The 21,543-nt window shown below is 67.1% G+C and carries 21 protein-coding genes; 6 read left to right on the top strand and 15 right to left on the bottom strand.

Going from position 1 to position 21,543, the window contains the following annotated elements:
• Nucleotides 1–62 precede the first annotated feature (62 nt).
• The 12 genes from AC6JA9_RS08800 to AC6JA9_RS08745 all read right to left on the bottom strand — a co-directional run bounded on the left by AC6JA9_RS08800 (nucleotide 63) and on the right by AC6JA9_RS08745 (nucleotide 12,060).
• Nucleotides 63–1,217 (bottom strand): protein kinase domain-containing protein, encoded by a 1,155-nt coding sequence (locus AC6JA9_RS08800; RefSeq protein ID WP_497959487.1) that lies wholly within the window; start codon nucleotides 1,215–1,217, stop codon nucleotides 63–65.
• A 396-nt stretch (nucleotides 1,218–1,613) separates the two neighbouring features.
• Entirely contained in the window at nucleotides 1,614–2,048 is a 435-nt protein-coding gene (locus AC6JA9_RS08795; protein WP_408891537.1) for a LysM peptidoglycan-binding domain-containing protein, read from the bottom strand.
• Nucleotides 2,049–2,162: 114 nt separating this feature from the next.
• Nucleotides 2,163–2,600 (bottom strand): hypothetical protein, encoded by a 438-nt coding sequence (locus AC6JA9_RS08790; RefSeq protein WP_497959486.1) that lies wholly within the window; start codon nucleotides 2,598–2,600, stop codon nucleotides 2,163–2,165.
• A complete protein-coding gene (locus tag AC6JA9_RS08785) occupies nucleotides 2,597–4,156 on the bottom strand; it encodes a recombinase family protein (protein WP_497959484.1) in 1,560 nt (519 codons plus the stop codon). Before AC6JA9_RS08785 ends, AC6JA9_RS08790 begins: the two co-directional genes overlap by 4 nt.
• Nucleotides 4,153–4,353 (bottom strand): hypothetical protein, encoded by a 201-nt coding sequence (locus tag AC6JA9_RS08780; RefSeq protein WP_497959483.1) that lies wholly within the window; start codon nucleotides 4,351–4,353, stop codon nucleotides 4,153–4,155. Before AC6JA9_RS08780 ends, AC6JA9_RS08785 begins: the two co-directional genes overlap by 4 nt.
• Entirely contained in the window at nucleotides 4,350–4,886 is a 537-nt protein-coding gene (locus tag AC6JA9_RS08775) for a DUF2924 domain-containing protein (protein WP_497959482.1), read from the bottom strand. The genes AC6JA9_RS08780 and AC6JA9_RS08775 overlap by 4 nt, the downstream gene beginning before the upstream one ends.
• A 91-nt stretch (nucleotides 4,887–4,977) precedes the next feature.
• Entirely contained in the window at nucleotides 4,978–5,175 is a 198-nt protein-coding gene (locus AC6JA9_RS08770) for a hypothetical protein (RefSeq protein WP_497959481.1), read from the bottom strand.
• An 89-nt stretch (nucleotides 5,176–5,264) separates the two neighbouring features.
• Nucleotides 5,265–8,450, bottom strand: a complete 3,186-nt coding sequence (locus AC6JA9_RS08765) for a hypothetical protein (protein WP_497959480.1) — start codon at nucleotides 8,448–8,450, stop codon at nucleotides 5,265–5,267.
• 26 nt (nucleotides 8,451–8,476) lie between these two features.
• Nucleotides 8,477–9,985 (bottom strand): DEAD/DEAH box helicase, encoded by a 1,509-nt coding sequence (locus AC6JA9_RS08760; RefSeq protein ID WP_497959479.1) that lies wholly within the window; start codon nucleotides 9,983–9,985, stop codon nucleotides 8,477–8,479.
• A gap of 88 nt (nucleotides 9,986–10,073) precedes the next feature.
• A complete protein-coding gene (locus AC6JA9_RS08755) occupies nucleotides 10,074–10,817 on the bottom strand; it encodes a hypothetical protein (RefSeq protein WP_497959478.1) in 744 nt (247 codons plus the stop codon).
• A 5-nt stretch (nucleotides 10,818–10,822) separates the two neighbouring features.
• Nucleotides 10,823–11,143: a hypothetical protein gene (locus AC6JA9_RS08750; protein ID WP_497959477.1), complete on the bottom strand. Its 321-nt coding sequence runs from the start codon at nucleotides 11,141–11,143 to the stop codon at nucleotides 10,823–10,825.
• Nucleotides 11,144–11,376: 233 nt separating this feature from the next.
• Entirely contained in the window at nucleotides 11,377–12,060 is a 684-nt protein-coding gene (locus AC6JA9_RS08745; protein WP_497959475.1) for a sigma-70 RNA polymerase sigma factor region 4 domain-containing protein, read from the bottom strand.
• 1,419 nt (nucleotides 12,061–13,479) lie between these two features.
• On the opposite strand from AC6JA9_RS08745, the gene AC6JA9_RS08740 reads away from it, so the two are divergent.
• From AC6JA9_RS08740 to AC6JA9_RS08715, 6 genes are all read left to right on the top strand, one after another.
• On the top strand, nucleotides 13,480–14,079 hold the full coding sequence (locus AC6JA9_RS08740; RefSeq protein WP_497959474.1) for a hypothetical protein: 600 nt from the start codon (nucleotides 13,480–13,482) through the stop codon (nucleotides 14,077–14,079).
• Nucleotides 14,080–14,209: 130 nt separating this feature from the next.
• Complete coding sequence (locus AC6JA9_RS08735; protein ID WP_497959472.1) at nucleotides 14,210–15,385, top strand: RecB family exonuclease; 1,176 nt, start codon at nucleotides 14,210–14,212, stop codon at nucleotides 15,383–15,385.
• The gene (locus tag AC6JA9_RS08730; RefSeq protein WP_497959471.1) at nucleotides 15,385–16,044 is read left to right on the top strand and encodes a 3'-5' exonuclease; all 660 of its coding nucleotides are present in this window, start codon (nucleotides 15,385–15,387) and stop codon (nucleotides 16,042–16,044) included. Before AC6JA9_RS08735 ends, AC6JA9_RS08730 begins: the two co-directional genes overlap by 1 nt.
• Nucleotides 16,041–16,379: a hypothetical protein gene (locus AC6JA9_RS08725; RefSeq protein ID WP_497959470.1), complete on the top strand. Its 339-nt coding sequence runs from the start codon at nucleotides 16,041–16,043 to the stop codon at nucleotides 16,377–16,379. Before AC6JA9_RS08730 ends, AC6JA9_RS08725 begins: the two co-directional genes overlap by 4 nt.
• Entirely contained in the window at nucleotides 16,355–17,185 is an 831-nt protein-coding gene (locus tag AC6JA9_RS08720) for a hypothetical protein (protein WP_497959468.1), read from the top strand. The genes AC6JA9_RS08725 and AC6JA9_RS08720 overlap by 25 nt, the downstream gene beginning before the upstream one ends.
• Nucleotides 17,186–17,193: 8 nt before the next feature.
• Nucleotides 17,194–18,114, top strand: coding sequence for an AT hook motif domain protein (locus AC6JA9_RS08715; protein WP_497959467.1), 921 nt, complete (start codon nucleotides 17,194–17,196; stop codon nucleotides 18,112–18,114).
• A 154-nt stretch (nucleotides 18,115–18,268) separates the two neighbouring features.
• Here the strand turns inward: AC6JA9_RS08715 and AC6JA9_RS08710 are convergent, their stop codons facing one another.
• From AC6JA9_RS08710 to AC6JA9_RS08700, 3 genes are all read right to left on the bottom strand, one after another.
• A complete protein-coding gene (locus AC6JA9_RS08710) occupies nucleotides 18,269–18,943 on the bottom strand; it encodes a hypothetical protein (protein ID WP_497959466.1) in 675 nt (224 codons plus the stop codon).
• A complete protein-coding gene (locus AC6JA9_RS08705; RefSeq protein ID WP_497959465.1) occupies nucleotides 18,940–19,707 on the bottom strand; it encodes a hypothetical protein in 768 nt (255 codons plus the stop codon). The genes AC6JA9_RS08710 and AC6JA9_RS08705 overlap by 4 nt, the downstream gene beginning before the upstream one ends.
• Before the next feature lie 1,199 nt (nucleotides 19,708–20,906).
• Entirely contained in the window at nucleotides 20,907–21,521 is a 615-nt protein-coding gene (locus tag AC6JA9_RS08700) for a tyrosine-type recombinase/integrase (protein WP_497959464.1), read from the bottom strand.
• Nucleotides 21,522–21,543 lie beyond the last annotated feature (22 nt).

Here is a 21,543-nt window from a genome sequence, read left to right as displayed (position 1 = left end):
GGCACTTTGGTAGTTGGCGAGCACCGGCCGTCCAGGGCAACGCGACAGCACACGCTGGCGCGTTACTCGTCCTCCGCGACAATGAGTTCGTGGGCGTCCAAACCCTCGGGATAGAGGCCGACCTCGCCGAACTCCACCTTGTCGCGCAGGCGTCCGCCCTCCGCTAGCACCTGCGCCACCTCCGCAGCAGCATCCTGTCTCCCGTAGGACTCGCTCCGCAGGGACTGCGCAACACGGAGTGCGTCACGCAGCTCCGCGGCTGAGGCGAAGCGCTCCTCGGGGTTGGCGCGTAGGGCCTTGTGGAGAATGACCTTCACATCCGGCGCCAGCCCAGCCACCGCCTTCTCCACGGAGTCCGGACCGAAGCTGGCGAGCAACGCCCGCATCTGCTTCAAGGGCAACGAGGGAATGGCCTCTGCGCGCAGCGGCCGCCCTGGAGGGAGTCGTGGCACGTCTGCCACATCAAAAAGGTGGGTGCCCGTCAGGAGCTCCACCAGAAGCACGCCCAGGCCGAAGACGTCCGAGCGAGGGGTGAGCGAGTCTCGACGGATGTACTCCGGCGAGGCATAAGCCACGTCACCTCGCACCAAGCTCTCCGGCGACTCCTCCCGTCCCACCAGCAGCGAGAAGGCGGCTCCGAAGCTCATCAGCTTCACTTCGCCGTGAGGCCCAACAACCACATGCCGCGGGTTGACGTCGCGGTGGACAACACCCAGTGGGCGTCCGTCCTCGTCCACTGCAGTGTGTGCGTGGTGCAGTGCCTCCGCCAACTCGGCCCCTAGGTAGAGAGCGAAAGCCTCGGACAAGGGGTGCCCACGCACCACGCCCGCCGTCACCAGCGTTTCAACCGAGGGGCCCGGCACGTACTCCATGACGACGTGCAGCGCATCGTCGTAGATGCCCAGGTGGTGCACCTGCGCAATGGCTGGGTGGCTTAGGCGAAAGGCCAACTGCACCTCCTCAACCAGCCTCCTCCTGCGCATATACGTGGTGGGATTCGGCAGGCGTCGCACGAAGCACCGTCCCGGAAGGGTCTCCTTCCTCACCCGGCGCCGGGCGAGTAACAGCACTTCTCCCGACTGGCGTCGCTCCAGTTCCGCCAAGGCGTCGTACCGGACCTCACCCACCTTGAAGAGGAAATGAGGCGTAAAGGGCGGCACGGAGGCCGGGTAGCAGGGGACCTCGTCCGTGCTGACTTCATCGGCGGTAATGGCCATGGGCGGCACTCCATGAGGAAGAGTGGGACAGCGTCACGTCAGCACGACGCCCCTCAGGCATCCGCCTGCGGACGTCGGTGGCTGTCGAGAGTGGCAGCGGGGTCGCGCTGCGAAACTAGCACTAGTCAGGTTTACAAGAAAGCACCCAACAAGTACCACCACCATCCCCTCATGGGAAGCCAGTACCCGCACCATCCAGCAAACCGCAGGCTGCTGCCTTCCTGTCAACGACGTCATCCCTCCCATCCCACGTCCGCCACCAAGATGGACGCATCGAGAGGACGGCCTGCTACAGCAGTTCACCAGACGGGCTTGGACCGACACTCCTTTGAAGTTCGACGGAGTTGGCCTGGCGAGGACTGGGGCCAGTGAAGTTCCCAGCCTGATTGCCCGTAACTATGCCACTTCCACCTTCGCGTACGGACGCTCTACCTGCTTGCCGTCGCTCTGGCGTTCCAGCGTGAGAGTCCCAGCCTTCGTGTCGATGGCCTTCACCACGGAAGGGAACGTCCCCCGCCCCTGCTTGTAGCGGACCTCTTGCCCTACTTTGAAGGGCGACGCGCTCGGCTCGTCCGTCCCCTCCACCGGCGCTTCGTTCGCCGCCTTCCGAGGACGGCCTCGCTTCTTCGCTGCAGGCTTCGCAGTTTCCTGCCGCCGTCTCGCCGACGCAGGCGGGGCGCGCCTCGGAGCGGGCACCACTTCCACTCGACTCGCGGTAGGCACGCCCAGGTACTGAGCAATCTGCTCCAGGAGTTCCACCTGGCGCCCCAGTGTCTTGCCAACTTCCTCGGCCACCACGGCTCGAATCGCGCTCATCATGTCATTCTGCATCTGGGTACCGTTCGCTCTCTGCGGACTCAAAGCCCGCGCATTTCGATGACGACGTTCCATCTATTCGACAACAGATTGCAATTCGTATTACGGACTCTCCGCCGTAATTCGACGCTATTCTCCCTCTGCGCCCCGCGCCGAGGACACGGCACGCCACTTCTCGCGCTGCGCTTCCCACGTTCCCGCGTGTACGACGGCCCGCAGGACTCGCTCGCCGAGGGGCTCTTCCCCGTCCACGGCATCGAGAAACAGCAACTCCTCCTGGATGTCGGGTGCCAGCAGACGCAAGTCCAGCAGGTACGTCAGACGCGCCCGAGTGAGCCCCAGTTGGAATGCCACAGTCGCTGCGTTCCGCATCTGCCCCTGGTTGATGGCCGCATCCAGGTGGTGAGCAAGGGCCACCATCCGTGCCACATGAGACGGCCGACGCGACTCCTCGCGCGGGGGCGGTCTGGGCCCCTCGACGAACGTGACACCCATCCGACGGACGCGGTGAAAGCGCGCACGAAGGAGGCTCATTTCCGCGGGCAAGGATTCGCGGCTCGTGCTCATGCCGCTGCAGTCCCGCGCGTGGCCACAACACCGTCACCGGCCTGGGCCAGGTACACGTCGATGCAGCCCGTCACGTCATTCGCCACCACCCGTCCGATGAGCGCGCGCAGCAGCCTTCCCCGGTTGGCAGGGACGAGGGCGTCCCACACGGCATCGAAGTCCGCGAGAGCTTGAGCAACCCACGCGGCTTCCAACTTCTCGCCCTGCGTGGCATCCAAGCCGCGCTCCACTTCCGCGAGTCGCTTCTCGAGGCCCACGGCCTTCTCCTCCGCGGCCATCAACTTCGCCTCGGCGACGCGCCGGGCGGGCCCCTCCAATTGAGAGAGCGAGTCGACCCACTTCGCCGACTCCTTGGAGAGCCGCGCCAGTTCCTTCGGCAACTGTGCGCGCTCGGCACGGAGGGCTTGGTGTTTCTCCTCCAATCGCGTCGTGAGGCAGGCGTATACATCCCCAGCGAGGGGACCGCTCACCGAGGCCTCTCGGAGTTGCTCAACGACGAAGTCCTCCAGGGCCGGTGCTGCCATGGGGGCGGACAGACAGGCGCCCCGTCCTTGCTTGTCCCGGGTGGTGCAGCGGTAGTAGCGGTACTCGCGCGTGCCCTTGCGGCTGCTGCCGGGCGTCATGGCTGCCCCACAGAGGCCGCAGTGCAGCAGGCCCCGCAGCACGTAGTCCGGGTTGCGTCCGTGAGACTGGCCGCCGAAGCGACGGCCATCCAGCATCGCCTGAGCTCGACGGAAGTCGCCCTCATCCACAATGGCCGGGTGCTCTCCTGGGTGCTTCTCACTCCCGTAGGACATCAGGCCGACATAGAGGGGGTTGCGCAACAGGCGCAGGGCATCCTGCGTCGTCCAGGGACGAGCGCCTTGTGTCCCACCGCTACGGTTTTCGTAGCGCTTCGTCTGCCGCCCCCTCTCATTGAGGAGCTGGGCCACGCCCGAAGCCGTCCCATGTCGGAGGTACAACTCGAAGGCCTCCTTCACCACCACGGCCTCATACTCATTCACGGCGAGGCGTCTATTCACGACGTCGTAGCCCAACGGCACGCGCCCGCCCGTCCACTTGCCCTTGCGTCTCGCAGCGGCAACCTTGTCCCGCGTCCGCTCGCTAATCATCTCCCTTTCGAATTCGGCGAAGGACATCAGCATGTTCAACGTCAGGCGCCCCATGGCGTCCGCCGTGCTGAAGTTCTGCGTCACCGAAACGAAGGAAGCACCTGCCGCGTTGAAGCGCTCCATGACTTTCGCGAAGTCGAGGAGGGAGCGCGAGAGACGGTCAACCTTGTAGACGACGACAACATCCACCAGCCCCGCGTCCACATCCTGCAAGAGGCGCTGGAATGCGGGCCGCTCCATGTTGGCCCCGGTGAAGCCGCCGTCGTCGTATCTCTCGTCCACGAGCGCCCAGCCTGGCTGACGCTGCACGTAGGCCACGCAGGTTTCTCGCTGGGCGTCGAGGGAGTTGAACTCCAGCTCCAAGCCCGCGGCGGTCGACTTGCGGGTGTAGACGACGCAGCGCTTCGCGTTCGTCGGAACGCGCGTCGGCTTGGGCCGCCTCATTTCCCCTCCACGTCCCTTGGCAGCGAAGGCTCCGCACCCGCACTCGAGGACGGAAGCGGCTCTGCGAGACGCTCGGCCGCGGACACCAGTCGCTCCAGGTTGTCGTTGAGGCGCTTCAGCTCACGGACGAGCCCCGGCATCGTCACCTGGTAGTAGGTCTGCCCCATGTACGTCTGAAAGAAGGACGGGCCACTCACTGCGTCACCTCCTTGGCACTCCCTGCAGTGAGGCCGAAGAAGGTGAAGCCGTTCCAGGCCGTCCCCGTCACCAGCTTGGCGATGCTGGAGAGGCTGCGGTGCAGCTTGCCCTCGTACTCGAAGCTGCCCTCCCGCACCGTCACCCTGAGTTCAGTGCCTCGGTACACGCGCGTCAGCACGGTGCCGGGCGGCGGCAGGCGTGCGTCGCGGCCGTCGGGTACAGCGAGCGGTGGGGCTGCGGACTTCTTCTCTGCCTCCGCCTGCCGCATCCGCCAGCTCTCAGGCAACGTGTCCCCCAGTTCCGCAATTCGAGCCACGGCGCGCGCGGTGAGGCCCCCTTCGGCCAACTCCTGAAGGCGGAAGGCCAAGCGCTTTCTCAGGTAGTCCCGGTTGCGGCTGCGCGTAGGCTCGCCGTACAGCTCCAGGTACTTCGCCGCCAAAGCGGGTACAGGCATGGTGGCCAGTGCAGCCAGTTGCTTTGGCAGGTCCGACAACTGCTGGCGCGCGGCCCGAGCAGTCCCCTTCTTCGCCATGGTGTTGTCTCCCTCGCCCGGGGCAACCTGCCCTCGGGCGGAGTGCATGGACGCTCTGTCCTCGGCAGAAGACAAGTCCAGAGTCTGCGGCTCAGCCATGCTTGCCCTCCTCCGCGCCCCTCGCGGGCGCCTGTTGTTTCGGCTGCGAATGCCTGCGCAACCACAACTCCCAGAGGGCCTCGGTCAGCACGTCCACTGCATCCTCGCGGCGTTGCCGCTCGGGGATTGGCCGCTCTGCCACCGCGACGTCAACCTCAACCTGCTTTGGCATTCTCGGGTCCATCGCCATGGCGAAAGCCACCTACGAGCATTGGGGGACACACCCACACCTCTTCACGCCCACGGCATCCAGCCGTAAGGCACCCGCCTCCTCGCCGACTACCTGGTGGCGTCCTCCGTCATGTAGTCGCCGTGGCGCGCGCGCCAGTCGTGCGAATGGGGGAAGTCCTCCGCTGACACGAGGCGCGTGCGCGACAAGTCCATCACCACGGCGCGGCGACGGTTCATCCGCCCGTCGAAGCAGATGCGCTCATTCAGGGCGGTGACGTAGCCGCCCTCACGGTGGTTCTCCTGCAGCAGGCGCCGCAAGGCCCTCGTGTCCACCACCTCGCCCTCGTAGCCGATGCGCCGGCAGTGAGCGCGGAAGGCGTCATACGCGCTCTCCAAGTGCAGGCAGAGGCGCTCGGCGTCGAAGACGTAATGCACCCGGTGCCGCAGCTCCCCTTGAATGGCCATGACGCCCAGCATCTCGAGGAAGGCGTCGAGTGCATTCTTCACTCCGGCCTCCGTCTCGAGGATGTCCGCCAGCACCGCGTCGACTGCTTCGCGAGCTCCCAAGTCTTCGGGCAGCGAGTACCCGCACTCCTGCGCGAACTCCTCGAAGAGGTGCAGCCCCAACAGCATCGCCACCACGTTGTCGACGACGCGCGTGGGCACCTCCCGTCCCGTCAGGAAGACATCCGACACCGCCCGGGCTACCTGGAAGTCCGCGTCGAAGTCTCGCCCCAGGCAGAATTGAATGTACCGAGGCGCGAGCAGGGCCAGGTTGACGGACTTCAGCTTGCGGAAAGCCGCCCGGCACTCGCGCCGCTTCAGCGTCGCCTTCTCGGGGTTGACGGTGAGGAGGCGCTCGAGGAGTGCGGCTTCCGTGGGACGCGTCTCGCCCGCTACGCACAGCGGCGCGTGCAGGCGGTAGCTCACCACCGACAAGTCCGAGCGGCCTCGCTCCTCCGTCTCCCCGCGGTAGAGGCGCCGCATGTAGCGGTGCAGCATCTGCAGCCGGTGCAGCGGCATGTCGTAGGGCTTGTACTCGTCCGCCACCACCGGCACGGAGCGCGTGGCGGACAACAGCTTCACCAACGCAAACTCCGTCTCCGTCACGCTGTACGCGTCGGAAGTGGGCACGCCGAAGAGGGGCCAGAAGATGTCGGTGCACATGCTCGACTTGCCGCTCCCTTGAGTCCCGTGGATGAAGAGGAGCGGGAAGGAGCCCACCTTCTCCATGAGGCGCGGCTTCATCGGCGTGGCGAAGAACCACCCCAGCATGGGCACCACCACCTGCGGCGTATTGAGCTGTGGCAGGTACTCGAAGACGGTGCCTGCGACGTCGTGGAAGGTGTCCTCGTCCGCAGCCTCGTAGCGGATGCGTGCCTCCAGCGACGTCCCATTCGGCAGGTACGCCACGGGGGAGGCCGAAAGGAAGCCCTCCCGCCCAATGGCGCACCCGGGTGCCACCCAGACGTGGTGCGCTCCCTGCTTGAAGTCGCCCAGCGTGGTGGTGCCCGGTAGCCGCGGCACCGGCCGGCGCGCCACCGCGCGCAGCAGGCCCTGCACGTTGTTGTCGCTACCCGTCCACTGCGTGTGGACGGAGGGGAGGTGGTTCAGCAACTCCTTGCGCGAATGGAAGGCCCGTCGCGGCAGTCGGGCTCCTTCCAGGACGGTGCCCTTGTCCGTGCGCACATCCCCGAGGAACACCTCCCCCTCCTCGGTTTCCACAAGGGCCCGCGGCGTGAAGGTGAAAGAGGAGATGGCCTTCGCCTCGCCCCGCTGCGTCACCGTGTAGTAACAGTACGCGTCCTCGTACACCTCGCCGTCGATGGTGTCGTCGCCGGTGCTGCTCTTCCCTCCGCCCTTGGTGTCCGCGCCCTCACCTGCGGCCTGGGTGCGCACAGCGCGGGCCATGGACAGCCGGAGCTTCTGGGCGGGCTGGTCCGTGCGCACCTCCAGCAGCGCCAGGTACTTCTCCTGCGCCGACGGCGGACGGTGAGCAATCGCCTCAAGAATCGGCTTGAGGCGGTACTCCACCTCCTGGGCCGGCACCGTGGCCAAGCGCTCCACAGCCGCCTCAATGTCGAAGACGACGTCGTACAGCTCGCAGCGCACCTCCGGCTCGCGGTTGACGCGGCAGAAGCCCATGCCCTGGAGGGAGTGGCAGGGCGGCGCCACGGAGCCATCCTCGCGGGAGGTGGCCGCCACCTTCTCGTAGGCCTTTCGGACGTACCCGGCGCCATCCCGGCCCTTCAGCTTCCCGAGGCCACGGCGGTCGTACTCCAGGACGAGCTCGGTGATTTCGTCGAGGCCCAGCCCCTTGTGCGCGAAGAAGCGCACCATGTTGAAGATGGCGACGCTCCGGTCCTCCGCGCCCTCATTCCACAGGCGTTGGACGGGACCGCACATCTCCACCGGCTGCGCCCAGTCGTACTCCCCTGCCTCCGTCCGCCGGGCCTTCACCGTCCCCTGCGGTGCCGAGAAAGAGGAGGACAGCGGCAGCGCCGCCTGCGCTGGGCGCGACAGGCTCCCCTCCTCCTGCGGAGCCGCCGCGCTCAGCAGGCGCTCGAGGAGCTGCGCATCCTCCACACGCTCGAAGCCGTCCAGCGCCCGAGCTGCTCTGTGAGGCCGCTCCACCGTCCCCGTCCCCTTCCTGCTGACTGTGCCCACCACCTTGATGACACGGGCCACGTCGTGGATGGAGTCCACGCGCACGCGCTCCGAGGCAAAGCGGGCGCGCAGTTCGGCCTCGAAAACCTTCAGGCCCGCATGCACGCGCTCGTGGCGCTCGCCCCCCAGGGACTGCGGCGGCAGGGCAAACCAGAGCTGCGCCCCGTTGCCGCTCATCATCATCTGCGGGCGTACGAGCCCCTGGGCTTCACACCAGGCCGCGGCGGCGTCCGCAACATGGAGCGTCAGCGAGAGCTCGTCCTCAGTGCTGGCCGTGTGTTTGGGACGCACAGGGTCCAGGTCCACCACCGTGGCCGTCACCACCTCGATGTCCTTGCTGCCCGCCCCCGTCCTCAGCGGCCGCAGGACGTTGGGGGCCAGCGCGAGCAGGCGCCGGGGGCGAGGCTGGATACCCACGTACACGTTGCCGTCAGCATTCGCAGCCGCGCAGGCCGCGACGAAGGTCTCCTCGTCGTCGAAGAAGCCCAGCCCAACGACGCCCCCGCCGCCCGGGCGGATGACACGGACTTCACTCACGCCGTGCGGCGCGTGCGCCAACCACCGCCAGGTGGCGCGGATAGCGTCCGGGTTGGGAGTGCTCGGAGTGGTGTCAGAGGGCGTCGTCATCGAAGGTGCTCACTCCATGCAGCGATTCAAAGGGCCTTGGCGGCGGCGGCCACCCCCAGCACCGTGGCGTACTGCTGGCGGCGCTCCGCATGGTGGCGCCGGAGCAGCGGCACCAGCCCGTCGACGAAGTCGATGAGGACGGCGCTCTTCTTCTCCGGGTGGGGACGCATGAGGCGTCCGAGGCGCTGGACGGTGCGCCCCTTGGCGCGGCCGGGGTACGCCAGGAAGACGCGCGAGAGGCGCGGCAAGTCGAGCCCCTCATCCGCCAAGCTGGTGGCCACCAGCACACGGACGCGCCCGGAGCGGGCTTGGTCCAGGAGGGCCTTTCGCGCCTCGCGCGGCACCTCGCTCGTCAACGCGGCGGCCGCGAGGCCCGTGGCCGAGAGCTGCTGCGCCAGCAACTCACAGTGGTCCACACGCCCCGTGAGGACGAGGCACAGGTGGCCTGCCCACGCTTCGCGGGCCACGGCCCCGAGGACGAGGTCGTTGCGCGCTTTGTCCTCCGCCAGAGCCTCCAGCATGGGCGCGTAGTCCGAGGCGCCAAAGTAGGGGAAGTCGAAGGCCGTCTCCACGGCGCGCACCTCGGGCACCACCAACACGCCGCGTGCGACGAGGTCCTCATGCTTCACCACGGCAAGCGGCGCGCCCAGGTACAGGCGCAAGAGCGGTGTCAGCCCGTCCTCCCTCTCGGGCGTCGCCGTCAGGCCCAGCCGGTAGCGCGCCGGGCAGCGGTCCACGATTCGGTGGAAGGCGCTGGCGGCGATGTGGTGGGCCTCGTCGAGGACGAGCAGGCCGAAGCGGCGGAGGAAGGCGTCGAGCTTCGCCTCCTCCCACCGAGCCAGGGACTGGACGACGCCCACGGTGACGGACCGCACCTCTTCCTCACCCGCGCCCACGAGGCCCGCCTCCAGGCCCAGGCGCTCGCGCACGTGCTCACGCCACTGCTCAGCCAAGTCCAAGGTATGGACGAGGATGAGCGTCTGCGTGCGGAGCCGAGAGATTGCTCCGACGGCGAGGACGCTCTTCCCTGCCCCGCATGGCAGCACCGCCGTCCCCTGGGTGACTTTCACCAGGCGTTCCACGGCCGCGGCCTGGTAGTCGCGCAGAGGCACCGCCGGCAGCTTCGCCAGGCGCTTGGGCGGCAGCATCCGGGCGTCCTCGAGGGACAGCGTCAGGCCAGCATCGTCCGCGGCCCGGCGCAGCAGGTGGATGGCCCCGCGCGGCAACACCAGCTCCTTCTCCTCCTGGCGGAAGAAGTACAGCGTCTGGGGCTCCGCCCCGGGGCGCTTGCGCAGCCGCACCAGCTTCAAGAAGGCTGGGTTGGGCAGAGAGAGCGCCCGGCAGAGGCCCTCCAGCACCTTGGGTGGCACGTCGCCCACCGCGAGCCGCAGGCCGGCATCCACGCGCACGCGCAGCGTCTGCTTGCCCGTGCCCGAGTTGCGAGCAGGCGCAGACGGCGCGTCCCCCACGTTGGAGTCCTGGGCTCGAGAGACAACACGCCCCCCGTCCCCGTGCATTTCGGAGAAGTCTTCCATTCTTGCTGTCCTCGGTGAGGCGCGTCGGGGGGCACGCAGCAGGCCCCCTTCGCGCACGGATACGGCAACCAGCTATGGCGAGGCGGGCTTACGGCCCGAAAGGGTCCGCGTCGGCGACACTCTCTGCGGAGTACTCGGCCACCAAGGAGTCGACGAAGGCGCGCGCGAGCTCGGCCTTCGACGCCGGGATGTCCCGAATGCGCTGGACGGCGAACTTCTGGAGGAAGCGGTCCACCGCCTCGCGCGGCAGTGCCTTCAGCGCGGTGGCCATGGCCTGCGCGAGCCTCACGTCGACAGGCTCGCCCGCCTTCGCACTGGAAGTGGCTGCCGGCGAGGGGCCCCCGCTCCCGCCCCCATTCCCCGCGGCCTCGGCGGCATGCAGCTTCTGAATGTCGTGCAGGTGCAGCCGCTGGAAAGCCTGCTGTTCATCCAGAGTGAGCTGACACTCCGGCAGAATCGAGTACGTCGTCTTCGGGTCGTTGGCGGCCCCGTGGCGCTTCACCTCGAAGGCCCACTTCTCCAGTCCGTACTTCGCTCGGACTTCCATGAGCGAGTCGAAGAAGGCGGTGGGCCGCTCCAGCACCTTCACCTCGCGAGTGCTGTAGAGGGCAAGGTTGTAGGTGATTCGCAACGAGGGCTTGTGCCCTTGGGCCTTCAGCTTCTCGTCAAAGCCGACGCACCGTCCGCCGATGAAGCACACCTCCCGCGGGTACGGCTCCCCCAGGAAGACGACGACGGCGGTGTCCCCGTCATTCGCCAGCTTCAGCCAGACGCTGCCCTGCTGCTCATGCTGCTTGGCCATCTCGGCCGTCATTTCCCACATGTTGGGCATGTGCTTCACTCCTCCTTCTGGCGGTGCGTGGTGGTGGCGGGACGCTCGCGCCGGTACACCGCAAACAACTCGGTGCCGTCCGCAGTGCAGCCCGCAGGCTCGACGTTGAAGTCCGCCTCGGTGTCGACGAGGTGCTCGAGCTCCCACCTTCGGAAGAGGCCCGGCATGCGGACATAGTCGTTGTCCTCGGCGCACTCGCAGCACCGGCAGGCGCGGCCTGCGCTGGCCCCGCGCCCCTCCTCGACGCTCACGACTCGCACGTGGTGAGAAATGAGGTGCAGGAGCGTCTCTTCACGCTCGAGTGGCTTTCGCTCGGCTGTCTTCATTCTGTCCTTCCGGGAGGCGGCAATAGGAAAGCGTCCTTGGCCCTTCCGAGAGGCCAAGCAGACGCAGAGGCGGACTGGGCAGGGGCGAGGAAGCCCCTCTCACTCAAAGGCAGCGCGCAGCCAGACGGGGACATCGGGCTTGAGACATTTATCCTCGCTGCGTCGCGCCCGTTGTTTCAAAACCCACATCCACTACATGCACCCTGCGCGGAGATTTGGGACACGGAATCTTTTCACCGGAATTTATCGGCCATTTTCCGGAGGCGTCGCAGCGCGCGCTGGAAGCGCTTGCGCGCCACTTCCGGCGCAAGCCCCAAGCGCTCGCCCACTTCGGAGTGACTCTCCTCCCGAAGAAGGACGGACACCACCAACTCCGTGTCCCCTCCCGCCAACGGAAGCAACCACTCGCGAAGCGCTTCCTCCTCCGACTCCAGCGTCAAGCGCACTGACAGCCCCAGCACCGAGGCCGAAGGAGGCTCCACCCAGGACGCCACTCCCGCAGTCCCTTGTCGCAGAGCTTCAACCTGGGCCCCTTCATTCCGGGTGCGCTGCAGCGCCTTCACCAAGTCCCTCTCCGCCCCCAACACGAGTGTCGCGGCGACGCGGTGGGTGCGCCGCAAGTCCACGCGGGCCACCAATGCTGAGAAGGCGAAGGACAAGGCCGAGGTGAGCTCGTCGGACGACTCGAAGCACCGACGACGCCGGCGGTATATGGCGTCGAGGGCGGGCCACAGGCCCAGCCACAACAGGGTCGAGGCCAACGCCCCTTCATCACGTTCCTGCACCATGGAGACGAGCGTCGCGAAGACGGCATTCCTCGCCCCCGCATCCTCGTCCCGACTGTTGAGGTACGCGACGAGTGCCGACGGTGTCACGAAGCCGGCGAGCGCCAGCCGCCTGGACTGCACCCTGCGCAAGGACTGCCGCGCCCCTCGGCTCTCCATGGTTTGGCGAAAGCCCTCACGGAGGGCCTCCCAGCGCCTGCGCACAACGCCTCCTGGTTGAATGAGTTCCGAGGAACACGCCGGGCGGGAGGCACGAATGGCGCCTCTCCGGCCTCGGCAAGCGCCACGCCCTGTCACGCCTTGGGAAACAGGGTGACGAAGACGGGCGTCCGCATGGACGGGCGAGGAAGGAGAACCTTCACGGGAGCTTCCGCGGAGGGGCTGCAGTGTGGGCACTCGATGGAGCCTGCCACCCAGTCTGCGACGACGACTCCCTCGTCGGTGCGCAGGCGAGGCCCGGCCCCGTCACGGACGGCCAGCACCTGGTGACACCGCCTGCACCGAACTTCCACGAGTGTCAGCGACACGTCTTCCCCTCTCTGCGCAGCCACGTGTCGACTCGCGGCATGCGTCGTCGCGCTGTCCCCCACGGAAAGCGCTTCCCCTGCACGAAGGGCCCACGCAGGTGGACTCCCTCGCGACTTCACCTTCCTGGCGTCCCTCCAGGGGCATGGGCCTCAGCTGGGTTCAGGGACGCGGCAGACGAGCTCTGCGACTTCCATGCCCGGGCAGGCGAACAAGCATCCTGAGGATGTCTCTCGCTCGGGCCTGTCGCACGGGTGCACAGGGCTGGACGGACCGTCCCGACTCTCAGGCCCACACAACGTGAAACACATATTTCTCAATGTATCAGCACGAGAGAGTCGCTCGGGTAATTTCACAGACTGCGGGCGCGAAGGCGATGGACGGCCTCCAGGCGCATGGAAGCCCTCTTTCATGAACTGGGCCCGCCCTGGAACCGCATCGTGCGCCAGGAGGCCGTTTCCGGCCGTTCTACGGCGATTCACAGGGCGGGGCACTTCTGGGTCCCGGCCGTGCCGAGCACCGGCCGCGCGCTCTCTCACATTCAGCCGCACCGGCTTCCACTTCAAGAGCGGGTGTGGACAGCGTGGACAGGTGTGGACAGCACGCTCTCCACACTTAACTTCATGATTTCTCTAACGAAAGCCTTAGTGTGGACAGTGTGGACAGCTTTTATGGGGAGAGACTCGTATGCGCGTGCGCGCACTTGTACATGGAGCCTTCGCGTGCGCGCGCACATGACGTAGGGGTACTCTTCAAAAGCTGTCCACACTGTCCACACTCACCTATCCTCAGGCAATCACTGGCGAAACCTGTGGACAGCAACCTGTCCCAGCGCTGTCCCAGGGCTGTCCACAGCCGAGGGGATGTCCCCGATTCATCGCCGGATGCCTTTGTGCCTCTTTCCCTCGGCGATTCGCTCGCCTGGAAATCAGAAAAGAAATCGGGCGAAAAGATTCCTTGTCCCAAATTGAAGTGAAGGGGTGCTTGTAGGGTGTATCGGCAATCACGCGCCGCCGACATCCGCGCATGGCCCTTACACGCCACCTCCAGCCCACCACCGCACAGCAAAGCCCTCCCGGCGTGACGTGCGAAGCGTACGTCCGCGGCGAGGGCAAGCACTGCTTCCACTACCGGACTGGCGGGAGATGCACCCTGCCCAGCGTGGGCGGCACCTGCACCGAGTGGCTGAAGGTGAATCGGCAGGCCCGGCCTCCTCGTGACGTGGCCGCGCCGCCTGTCCCCGCGCCTCCGACGAAGGCCGCTCCAGTCGCTGTGGATCTCTTCGGTCATCCCCTTCCCGAGTCGGACTCGAAGAAGCCCGCCCCGGCCCCCGCCTCCAAACCCGCGCCGCCAGTTCCGTCTCCCGATGTGAAGGGGCTGGCCGCGCAGGCCTTGCGCGGCCTCACCGACGAGGACATCGCCAGCTTCAAGGCCCTCAACGCCGAGGTGTGCTTCGCCTCCGAAACCTACGGCAAGGTGTGGCTCGTCCCGGCCTACACCGGCCAGGCCCGAAGGGAGCTCACCCCCGAGCACGCCGCCACCCTGGTGCGCGTCCTGTCTGCCTTCCCGGGCTCGCGCGTCATGTCCTTCGAGAAGCGGCAACCCTCATCGGAGGTGTCGCCATGAACGTGGTCCACGTCCGTGAAACACACTCAGAGGGCAGCGCGGCCTGCCCTCTTCGACTTGATGTGTCTCTCGAAAAGAGCGTGATGACTGTCTCGCGACACGCCACTGCACCGGCCCGGAGGCCCACGTCATGAGCGCCCTGCGAAACGAGCATTTGTCATACAGCCGGCTGAGCCGCTTCGAGGCCTGCCCGCTGTCCTACAAGCTCCACTACCTCGACAAGCACACCGCCGAGCCCGGTGTCCCCCTGAGCTTCGGGAAGGCACTGCACGCCGTCCTCGAGCGGCTCCTCCAGGAGGTCATCGACACCGAGTACGCGGGCCCGCTCTCCGAGGAGCGCCCCCTCCAGCTCTACCGTGAAGAGTGGGCCACCTCCGGCCTCTCCGGCTTGGACCTCTTCCAGCAGGGCCTCAGCATCCTCCAGGACTTCGTCCGCCAGCAGGGGCGCGTGGACGCCCGTGACATCCTCGCCGTGGAGAAGGAGTTCCGCCTGCCGGTGGGGCCCTTCACCGTCCTGGGCTTCATCGACCGCGTCGACTGGGTGGACGACGAGACAGTCCACGTCATGGACTACAAGTCCAACCACCAGATCTTCACCCGTGAGGAGCTGGACTCCAGTCTCCAGCTCAGCCTCTACGCCCTCGCCGCCCGCCGCATGTGGCCCTGGGCAAAGCGCGTGCGCCTGTCCATGTGGATGCTGCGCCACGGTGTGCTGCAGGAGACGACGCGCACCGAGGAGCAATTGGAAGCCGCCCTCGCCTACGTCGAGACGCTGGGACAGCAGATGGAGAAGGCGGAGTCCTTCCCCGCGCGCCTCAACCCCAACTGCGTGTACTGCGACCACCGGCACAACTGCCCCGCCTACGCACAGGCGCTGGAAGGCCAGCGCGGAGTCATCTGCGAGGACACCTCGGACTTGGAGTCCGTCGCCCGCGAGCGCCAGGAAGTCGCCCACCTCGCGAAGATTCTCGGCGCGCGCAAGGCGGAGCTGGAGGACGTCCTCCGCGCCCACCTCGCCGAGCAGGATGAGCTCGTCCTCGCCGGCACGCGCTACCGCATGTTCAACACCACGAGCCTCGACTACCCGCTGGAGCCCACCGTCGCGGTGCTGGCCCGCGCCACTGGTCTCCCCCGTGAGGAGCTGGTGCAGCGCCTCGCTGGAGTCGAGAAGAAGGCCCTCGACGCGCTGCTGAAGGACGCGGGCAAGCGCTTGGGCTCCGCGCGCGTCGCGCTGCTGAAGGCCGAGCTGGACTCCCTCGCCGCCAAACACCACTCGCCCCGCTTCTGGGCCAAGGAGGTCGCATAGTGCTGCTCGCTCACCCTGCTTCTGACATCACTCCTGTCTCCAGTCTCCACGAGCCGCTCTTCCCTGGCCTCCCGCCGCACCTGAGGACTCTGGCGTTCATCGACCTGGAGACGACGGGGTTGGACGCCTCCCGGCACGAGGTGCTGGAGGTGGCGGTGCTGCGCGTCGATGCCCGAAGTCTCAAGGTGCTGGCGGAGTACGAGACCCGCGTGCAGCCCACCCGGCTGGCCGACGCCCACCCCGAGGCCCTGGCCGTGTGCGGCTACTCCGACGAGGAGTGGCGGGACGCACTCCCCCTCCATGAAGTCTTGGCCACCGTGACGCCGCTCCTGGCGGGCACCCTCGTGGCCGGCCACAACACCAGCTTCGACTGGGGCTTCCTCGTCGAGAGCTACCGACGCACCGAGCTGGCCCTGCCCCGCGTCGACTACCACCGCCTCGACACCGCCAGCCTCGCGTGGCCGTTGCTCGCCACTGGCGAGGTGGAGTCCCTCTCCCTCAACACCCTGGCCAAGCGCTTCGGTCTCCACCGGCCCACACCTCACCGCGCCATGGCGGATGCCCGCTGCACGCTAGAGCTGGCCCGCTGCCTCGCAGTGCGCATGGCGCGGGGCGGCCACATGGAGCGGCTGATGGAGGAGTCGGGAGGTGTCTCGTGAGCGGCGCGGCCTCCCGTCGCAAGGGCGTCGACTTCGAGCGAGCCCTCGTCCACCGCTTCCGTGAAGCGATGCCCGAGGCCCTCATCCGCCGCGGCCTCCAGTACCGGACCGGCCAGGAGATGTCCGACGTCGAGGTGCCGTGCTTCTGGGTCGAAGCGAAGGCCCACCAGCGCACCAACGTCCGCGAAGCCATGCGACAGGCGGTGGAGACGTGCCCGCCGGGCCGCTGGCCGCTGGCCGTGTGCAAGGACGACGGGCAGCCGCCCCTCGTCACCATGCAGTTGGATGACTTCCTCGACTTGCTGCGCGAGTGGTGGGAGGCCCGCCCACGGTGAGTGACTTCTTCGGCCACCTTCTAGGCCTCCTGCGAGTGGAAGCACTCGCGCCTCGGCACCAGGCCGTCTTCGCGGCTGCGCGCACGCGGCGGCCGGCCTTCGCGCGCCATGCCACCCTCGAATCGGTGCTGGCCGCCCTGGCTGACGCACATGAGGAGACATACCCAGAGCGGGAAGCCCTCACCCGAGCCCTCTTGGCCGAAATGCAGTCCTCATCCAGCCCCGCGTGGACGGCAGCCCTCGCCTCCGCCTACGCCCCCATGCTGCGCCGCCTGCGCCGCCGGCTCCTCGGCAGCGCGGTGCCCCGGGAGGACCTGGACCAGCTCGTTCTTGCCACCTTCCTCTCCGTCGGGCGCGCCTTCCCTCTTTCACGCTGGGCCGACTGGACAGCAGTACGCCTGCGCCAGCAGACGGCTCGAGCCGTGTTCCGCCACCTCCGGAAGGAGCGAGCGGAGCAGCATGAGACGTACACGCAGGCGCAGCTCGCCGAGTGGCTGCCCGACACCCGTCACGCCACCCCGGTGGAAAACCCGAGGCGAGCCAGCATCCGCCGCAGCTTCGTGAAGCGTGACGCCGTGCTGGTGCATCTGGCCCAGGCCACCCTGCCTCGCAGCGACGCCGAAGTCCTCATGGCCACCGTCGTCCGCAGAGAGAAGCTGCGCACCTACGTCAGTCGCCTCGTCGAAGGTGACGCCGCCGAGGCGGAGCGGACATACCAGCGGCTGAAGCGCCAGCGCACGCGGTTGATGCAGCGCCTCCGTGCCCAGGTAGTCGATGCGGTGGCTCAGCCCACCGGAGGCTGCTGAGGGAAGGCATGGGCCAGAAGAAGTCCCTCAAGAAGCTGGGACGCCCCACCAAAGCTGAGGGCCCCCGGCTGCCTCACGGCGAGGTGGACCGGCTCCTCGTGGAAGGCGAGGAAGTGCCCACCACACGAGGGCGTGTGAAGCGGCGCTTCCCCTCCCTGCGCGAGCTGGCGGAGCGCTTCGGCGTCGCCCACAGCGCCGTTGCCAAGTACGCCCAGCAGCACGACTGCCTCGGCCGCCGCAAACGCCTCCTCGCGGGGCAACCTCCACCCGAGATGGAGGAACATCCCGAGGCGCCAACGCCTCCACCGCCCGCGAAGCGCAAGACGGGCCGCCCCCGCAAGTCCGAGGAGCCCGCGCTCCCGCGCCAGGAGCTGGACCGCGCCCTCGTCTTCGGCGACGTGAAGGCGCTCCCCGACGGCTCTACCATGACGTCCTACGCCTCGTACCGCGAGCTGGCCGAGCGCTTCGGCGTCGCGACTTCCCTCGTCGCCAACTACGCCAAGGAGCACAACTGCCTGCGCCGTCGCGAGGAGGCCAAGACGCGCATCGCCACCAAGGCGGACCAGAAGCTCATCGAGCTGCGCGCCACCGCCATCGCCGTCTCCAAGGACGACGCCCTGAAGATGATTGACGGCTACCTCCTCGGATTCGAGGAGGCCCTCGCCGAAGGCCGCGTGCGCGTCGACAACCCCACCGACTTCAACACCATGGTGCGCCTGAAGGAGTTCGTCATGGGCGGCGCCGACTCTCGCCAGGAACTGCACGCCACCTTCTCGCTGGAGGGCTTGCAGGCGCGGCACGCACAGGCCCTGCGCGCCGCGCGGGAGACGACGCCCGCCGAGCGCGGCGAGGTGGACGCGGAGGTAGAAAGCGGTAACGAGGCCATCGGCGTCCCGAGGTGCGACAGCAGGGAACATACCCTGCCTTGAAGAGCCCGCCCTGCGCCGCTCGACCCATCCGGGCTCTGATGTCGTGCCCCCTACGTACGGTGGCGAATACGGGAGCCACTGTCGTCACCAACTTGAGTAGACGAGTCCAAGATGACCGCATAGCCCATCGACCTGCAATGGCCGCATCCGAACGTTACCGCCGGGGAGGCTCCGTGACACCGCCCTCATTCAAAGCCTTCGCTACATTTGCCGCAGCAGCCTTTGCCGCAGCATCCTTTGCCGCAGCATCCTTTGCCGCAGCATCCTTTGCCGCAGCATCCTTTGCCGCAGCAGCCTTTGCCGCAGCATCCTTTGCCGCAGCATCCTGCTCTGCAGCATGCACTGAGCTGGGAAGGATTCCCTCGGCAGCTTTCCTCAAGCCTTCAGCGTGGTCCGAACCATTTGACCGAAGCTTTTCCATGAAAGCGGAGAGGGCCGCATCTCTCATCTGCTTCTTCGCGCGCGCATAGACATCGAGTTCGACTGCTGCTCGCTGGAGCCCCAGAACAGAGTAGTAGTGCTGCAGGAGCATGCCCTCCATTCGCGCCTTTGCCACCGCAGACGTCAAATGCTTCGCAAGCTCATCAACATTTACCGCAAGAATCTCAGGCTTTGCCGACGCGCTCAGCCACTCAGCTAGCAGCAATCCGACCATGCCACCAACGGCACCGCCCATCGCCAAGAAGACGTTCGGGGTCATGCCGTCGACAACAAGCTGCTTGTATGCATCCGGAGCAACGACGAACACGACGACATTGACAATACCACCAAGGACCGCCCCCACCGACGCACCGATTCCGCCCTTAAGCAAGTTATAGAGCGGCTTCATTTCCACTGCTCCTTCGACTGGACTTCGCCAGTCGACCCCATCTCCACCTGTTGTGTAGCGTGCCTCAGTTTCTCCAGCGCTGCGGCAGTCTCAGCCCTGACCAGTTCGACGAACTCATGCGTTGGCGGCTTCGCCTGCACCAGGGGCGCCAAGCTTTCGATGAACCTCTTGGCGATCTCACTGACCACGAGCTCGTCCTGCGACAGCACGCCAAGTGCAGATTGCAGTGAGGTCGGTGACTGAGGCGCCTGAGCTTCCGCCTCCTTTGCCGCAGCTAGCCGAGCCGCAGCTTCCCTCATCGCAGATTCCCGTACTGCGCGCTCCTTTGCAGCAACCGCCTCTAGTGCAGCACGAAGCTCGGCCGTTAGCGCGGCTTCCTTATCTGCGGCCTCCCTCAGCGCGGCCGCCAACTCTGCCACCTGCGCCTCCGCAACCTCAAGCGCCGCAGCTCTCTCAGCCGATGCCATTTTCATTGCGGCATCCACTGCCACTTCATGCTTCGGCGCATCCTCCCGCACACCATCCCACCAAACGAGAAGGAGGGAAGCAGCTTCGGACACACCGTAGAGCCCCATCATCCACGGGATCAACGCAGCAAGCGCTCGAAATGGCTCCTCACTCCGACCTCCTGCTATCTGCCACGCTACCAGAAAGAACAGTGCAAAGAACGCGCACCTCAGCAACGCGTTTAAGATCCACTCCGGCACTAGATGCTGCACAGCTTTACGCATCACCATCCCCATTTCCGTGGCGACGAATCGCAAGCCCCTCCATCAACCCTCAAATCAAAACAATATCACAAGAGCAGCCCCCCCACCACTTCAGCGGGTTACGGAAGATAAGGCCCAGTTTCCTGGAGCACCCCATCGACGACTACACCCACGTTAATGTGATCCCCCGCCAAACGCGCTTGAGACCGCCCTCCAGGAAGTGAACGCGGACACTTTCGCGTTCAGTTTAGCCGTTCACTTTCGCCGGGCCAGGCCGAGCCTGGTCACTTTCCCCGTGGAGCTCCTGCTTGGCGCGCGGATGCACACGCCTGGTGCCACAGCCTTCGTAGTTTCGCGAGGTTAGGGCGGACAGCCACCATGTCCTCGAGCGCCGCGGTACGAGTTCTGGCCAGAACTCCTGCCTGGAAGCACACTCCGTCCAGCGGGCCGGACGACAGCGCGCCGTTCACTTCCCCAGCCCACCTGCCCCCTCCCCGCCGAAGCCCCGCTGGCCGCCGCGTGGCCCATCTGGCGCGCGCCCCCGGTCAGCCCGCGCGCCGCGCCTGTCGCCGCGTGACGCCCCTTTCGTGCGCGCGTGTCCCCCAGCGCTTTGGGCCGCAGGCCTTTGTCCTCCTCGTGAGCCCCACGACTCCGAACCAAGCCCTCCGCGCTCCCACACTCCGCCCCGCGCGCACCTGGGCGCGCGTGCCGTTACCAGGGCCGGGCTGAATGGCCGGAAATGGGTAAAGGCGGCCATTCGCCGCCACGCCCCCCACGCTGTTTCGCGCGCTTACGAGCCCTCATGAAGGGCCGAAGCGCCGAGGCCGATTGCCGCTTTCCGCAGGTTCGCGCCACCAGCCGCCCAACGCGCGGCCCAGCTCGTCCCCACTCACCTTCACCGCCGGACCCGGCCGGGCGCAACCATGCCTACCGACGACGCCAGCACGCCTACCTCGCCTACCTCTGACGCCAGGGTGGGGGGTGGTGCGATCTTTCGTGCGGGGTGCGCCGCCGGGGCGTGTACCTGGGGCCCTTTTCGAGAGGGGCACCCCCGAAAAAGTGAACACCCCGCCCCTATTCATTTGCGCCCGGTAAGTGAACGCCTCGCGCTGTTCACTTTCGCCGGCTGCGGCGGCGGCGCCTGGAGCGGCATGCGCGAGCGTTGCGCACGTCCGCCCCTCACCGCCTCCGCGCGGCACCCCGGCCCAACCAGGGACTCTCGTGGACGCTCAGCGCGGAGGCGGCATTCCCCATCAGCAGGGCAAGTCCTGCGTCACGCGCACCAGCTCGTCGTCCGAGGGGTGCGTGTAGATGACCGTGGAGTCGATGCTGCGCTGCCGCGCGAAGCGCTGGGTGAGGCGGATGTCCTTCGTCCGCCGGTACACCCCGGTGCACGCGGTGTGGCGAACGCTGTGGAAGTTGAGATGTCTCTCCAGGCCCGCGCGTTGCTGCCAGACTCCGAAGCCGTGGCGCACCTGCCGCGTGGACAGGCGCAGGCCCTTGCGGCTCAGGAAGAGCGGAGCCTGGGCCTCCACGTCGTGCCCCTGCGAGCGCTTCAGCCGCAGCAGCTTCTCCAGCTTCGCGCGCACCGTGTCCGAGAGGACAACCTCCTGGGGACGCGGGTGCCGGCGGCAGCCTTTGAAGATGTGCAGCAGCACGTGCCGGCGTGCGCGCCCGCGCTCGTCGAAGATGTCACCGATGTTGAGGGCCACCAGCTCGTGCTCACGCAGGCCCGAGGCCAGCGCGAGGCTGTACAGGCAGTGGTCTCTGAATCCCTCCTTGTGCTCCCCCGTGGCGCGCAGCAGCCGCGCCACCTCCTTCTCCGTGAGAGTGCGGGGTGCTCGGACGACAGCGGCATAGGCAGACATGGCGATTCCTTCGTGAAGAGGA

Source organism: Myxococcus sp. MH1 (genome assembly GCF_059738865.1).
Note: the sequence above shows the minus strand (reverse complement) of the source record. Positions and strands in the feature narration are given on the sequence as shown.

Excerpts from the sequence above, each read along its gene's own strand:
- AC6JA9_RS08800 (WP_497959487.1), bottom strand. The coding sequence starts at position 1,217 with ATGGCCATTACCGCCGATGAAGTCAGCACGGACGAGGTCCCCTGCTAC.
- AC6JA9_RS08795 (WP_408891537.1), bottom strand. The coding sequence starts at position 2,048 with ATGCAGAATGACATGATGAGCGCGATTCGAGCCGTGGTGGCCGAGGAA.
- AC6JA9_RS08790 (WP_497959486.1), bottom strand. The coding sequence starts at position 2,600 with ATGAGCACGAGCCGCGAATCCTTGCCCGCGGAAATGAGCCTCCTTCGT.
- AC6JA9_RS08785 (WP_497959484.1), bottom strand. The coding sequence starts at position 4,156 with ATGAGGCGGCCCAAGCCGACGCGCGTTCCGACGAACGCGAAGCGCTGC.
- AC6JA9_RS08775 (WP_497959482.1), bottom strand. The coding sequence starts at position 4,886 with ATGGCGAAGAAGGGGACTGCTCGGGCCGCGCGCCAGCAGTTGTCGGAC.
- AC6JA9_RS08770 (WP_497959481.1), bottom strand. The coding sequence starts at position 5,175 with ATGGCGATGGACCCGAGAATGCCAAAGCAGGTTGAGGTTGACGTCGCG.
- AC6JA9_RS08765 (WP_497959480.1), bottom strand. The coding sequence starts at position 8,450 with ATGACGACGCCCTCTGACACCACTCCGAGCACTCCCAACCCGGACGCT.
- AC6JA9_RS08760 (WP_497959479.1), bottom strand. The coding sequence starts at position 9,985 with ATGGAAGACTTCTCCGAAATGCACGGGGACGGGGGGCGTGTTGTCTCT.
- AC6JA9_RS08755 (WP_497959478.1), bottom strand. The coding sequence starts at position 10,817 with ATGCCCAACATGTGGGAAATGACGGCCGAGATGGCCAAGCAGCATGAG.
- AC6JA9_RS08750 (WP_497959477.1), bottom strand. The coding sequence starts at position 11,143 with ATGAAGACAGCCGAGCGAAAGCCACTCGAGCGTGAAGAGACGCTCCTG.
- AC6JA9_RS08740 (WP_497959474.1), top strand. The coding sequence starts at position 13,480 with ATGGCCCTTACACGCCACCTCCAGCCCACCACCGCACAGCAAAGCCCT.
- AC6JA9_RS08735 (WP_497959472.1), top strand. The coding sequence starts at position 14,210 with ATGAGCGCCCTGCGAAACGAGCATTTGTCATACAGCCGGCTGAGCCGC.
- AC6JA9_RS08715 (WP_497959467.1), top strand. The coding sequence starts at position 17,194 with ATGGGCCAGAAGAAGTCCCTCAAGAAGCTGGGACGCCCCACCAAAGCT.
- AC6JA9_RS08710 (WP_497959466.1), bottom strand. The coding sequence starts at position 18,943 with ATGAAGCCGCTCTATAACTTGCTTAAGGGCGGAATCGGTGCGTCGGTG.
- AC6JA9_RS08700 (WP_497959464.1), bottom strand. The coding sequence starts at position 21,521 with ATGTCTGCCTATGCCGCTGTCGTCCGAGCACCCCGCACTCTCACGGAG.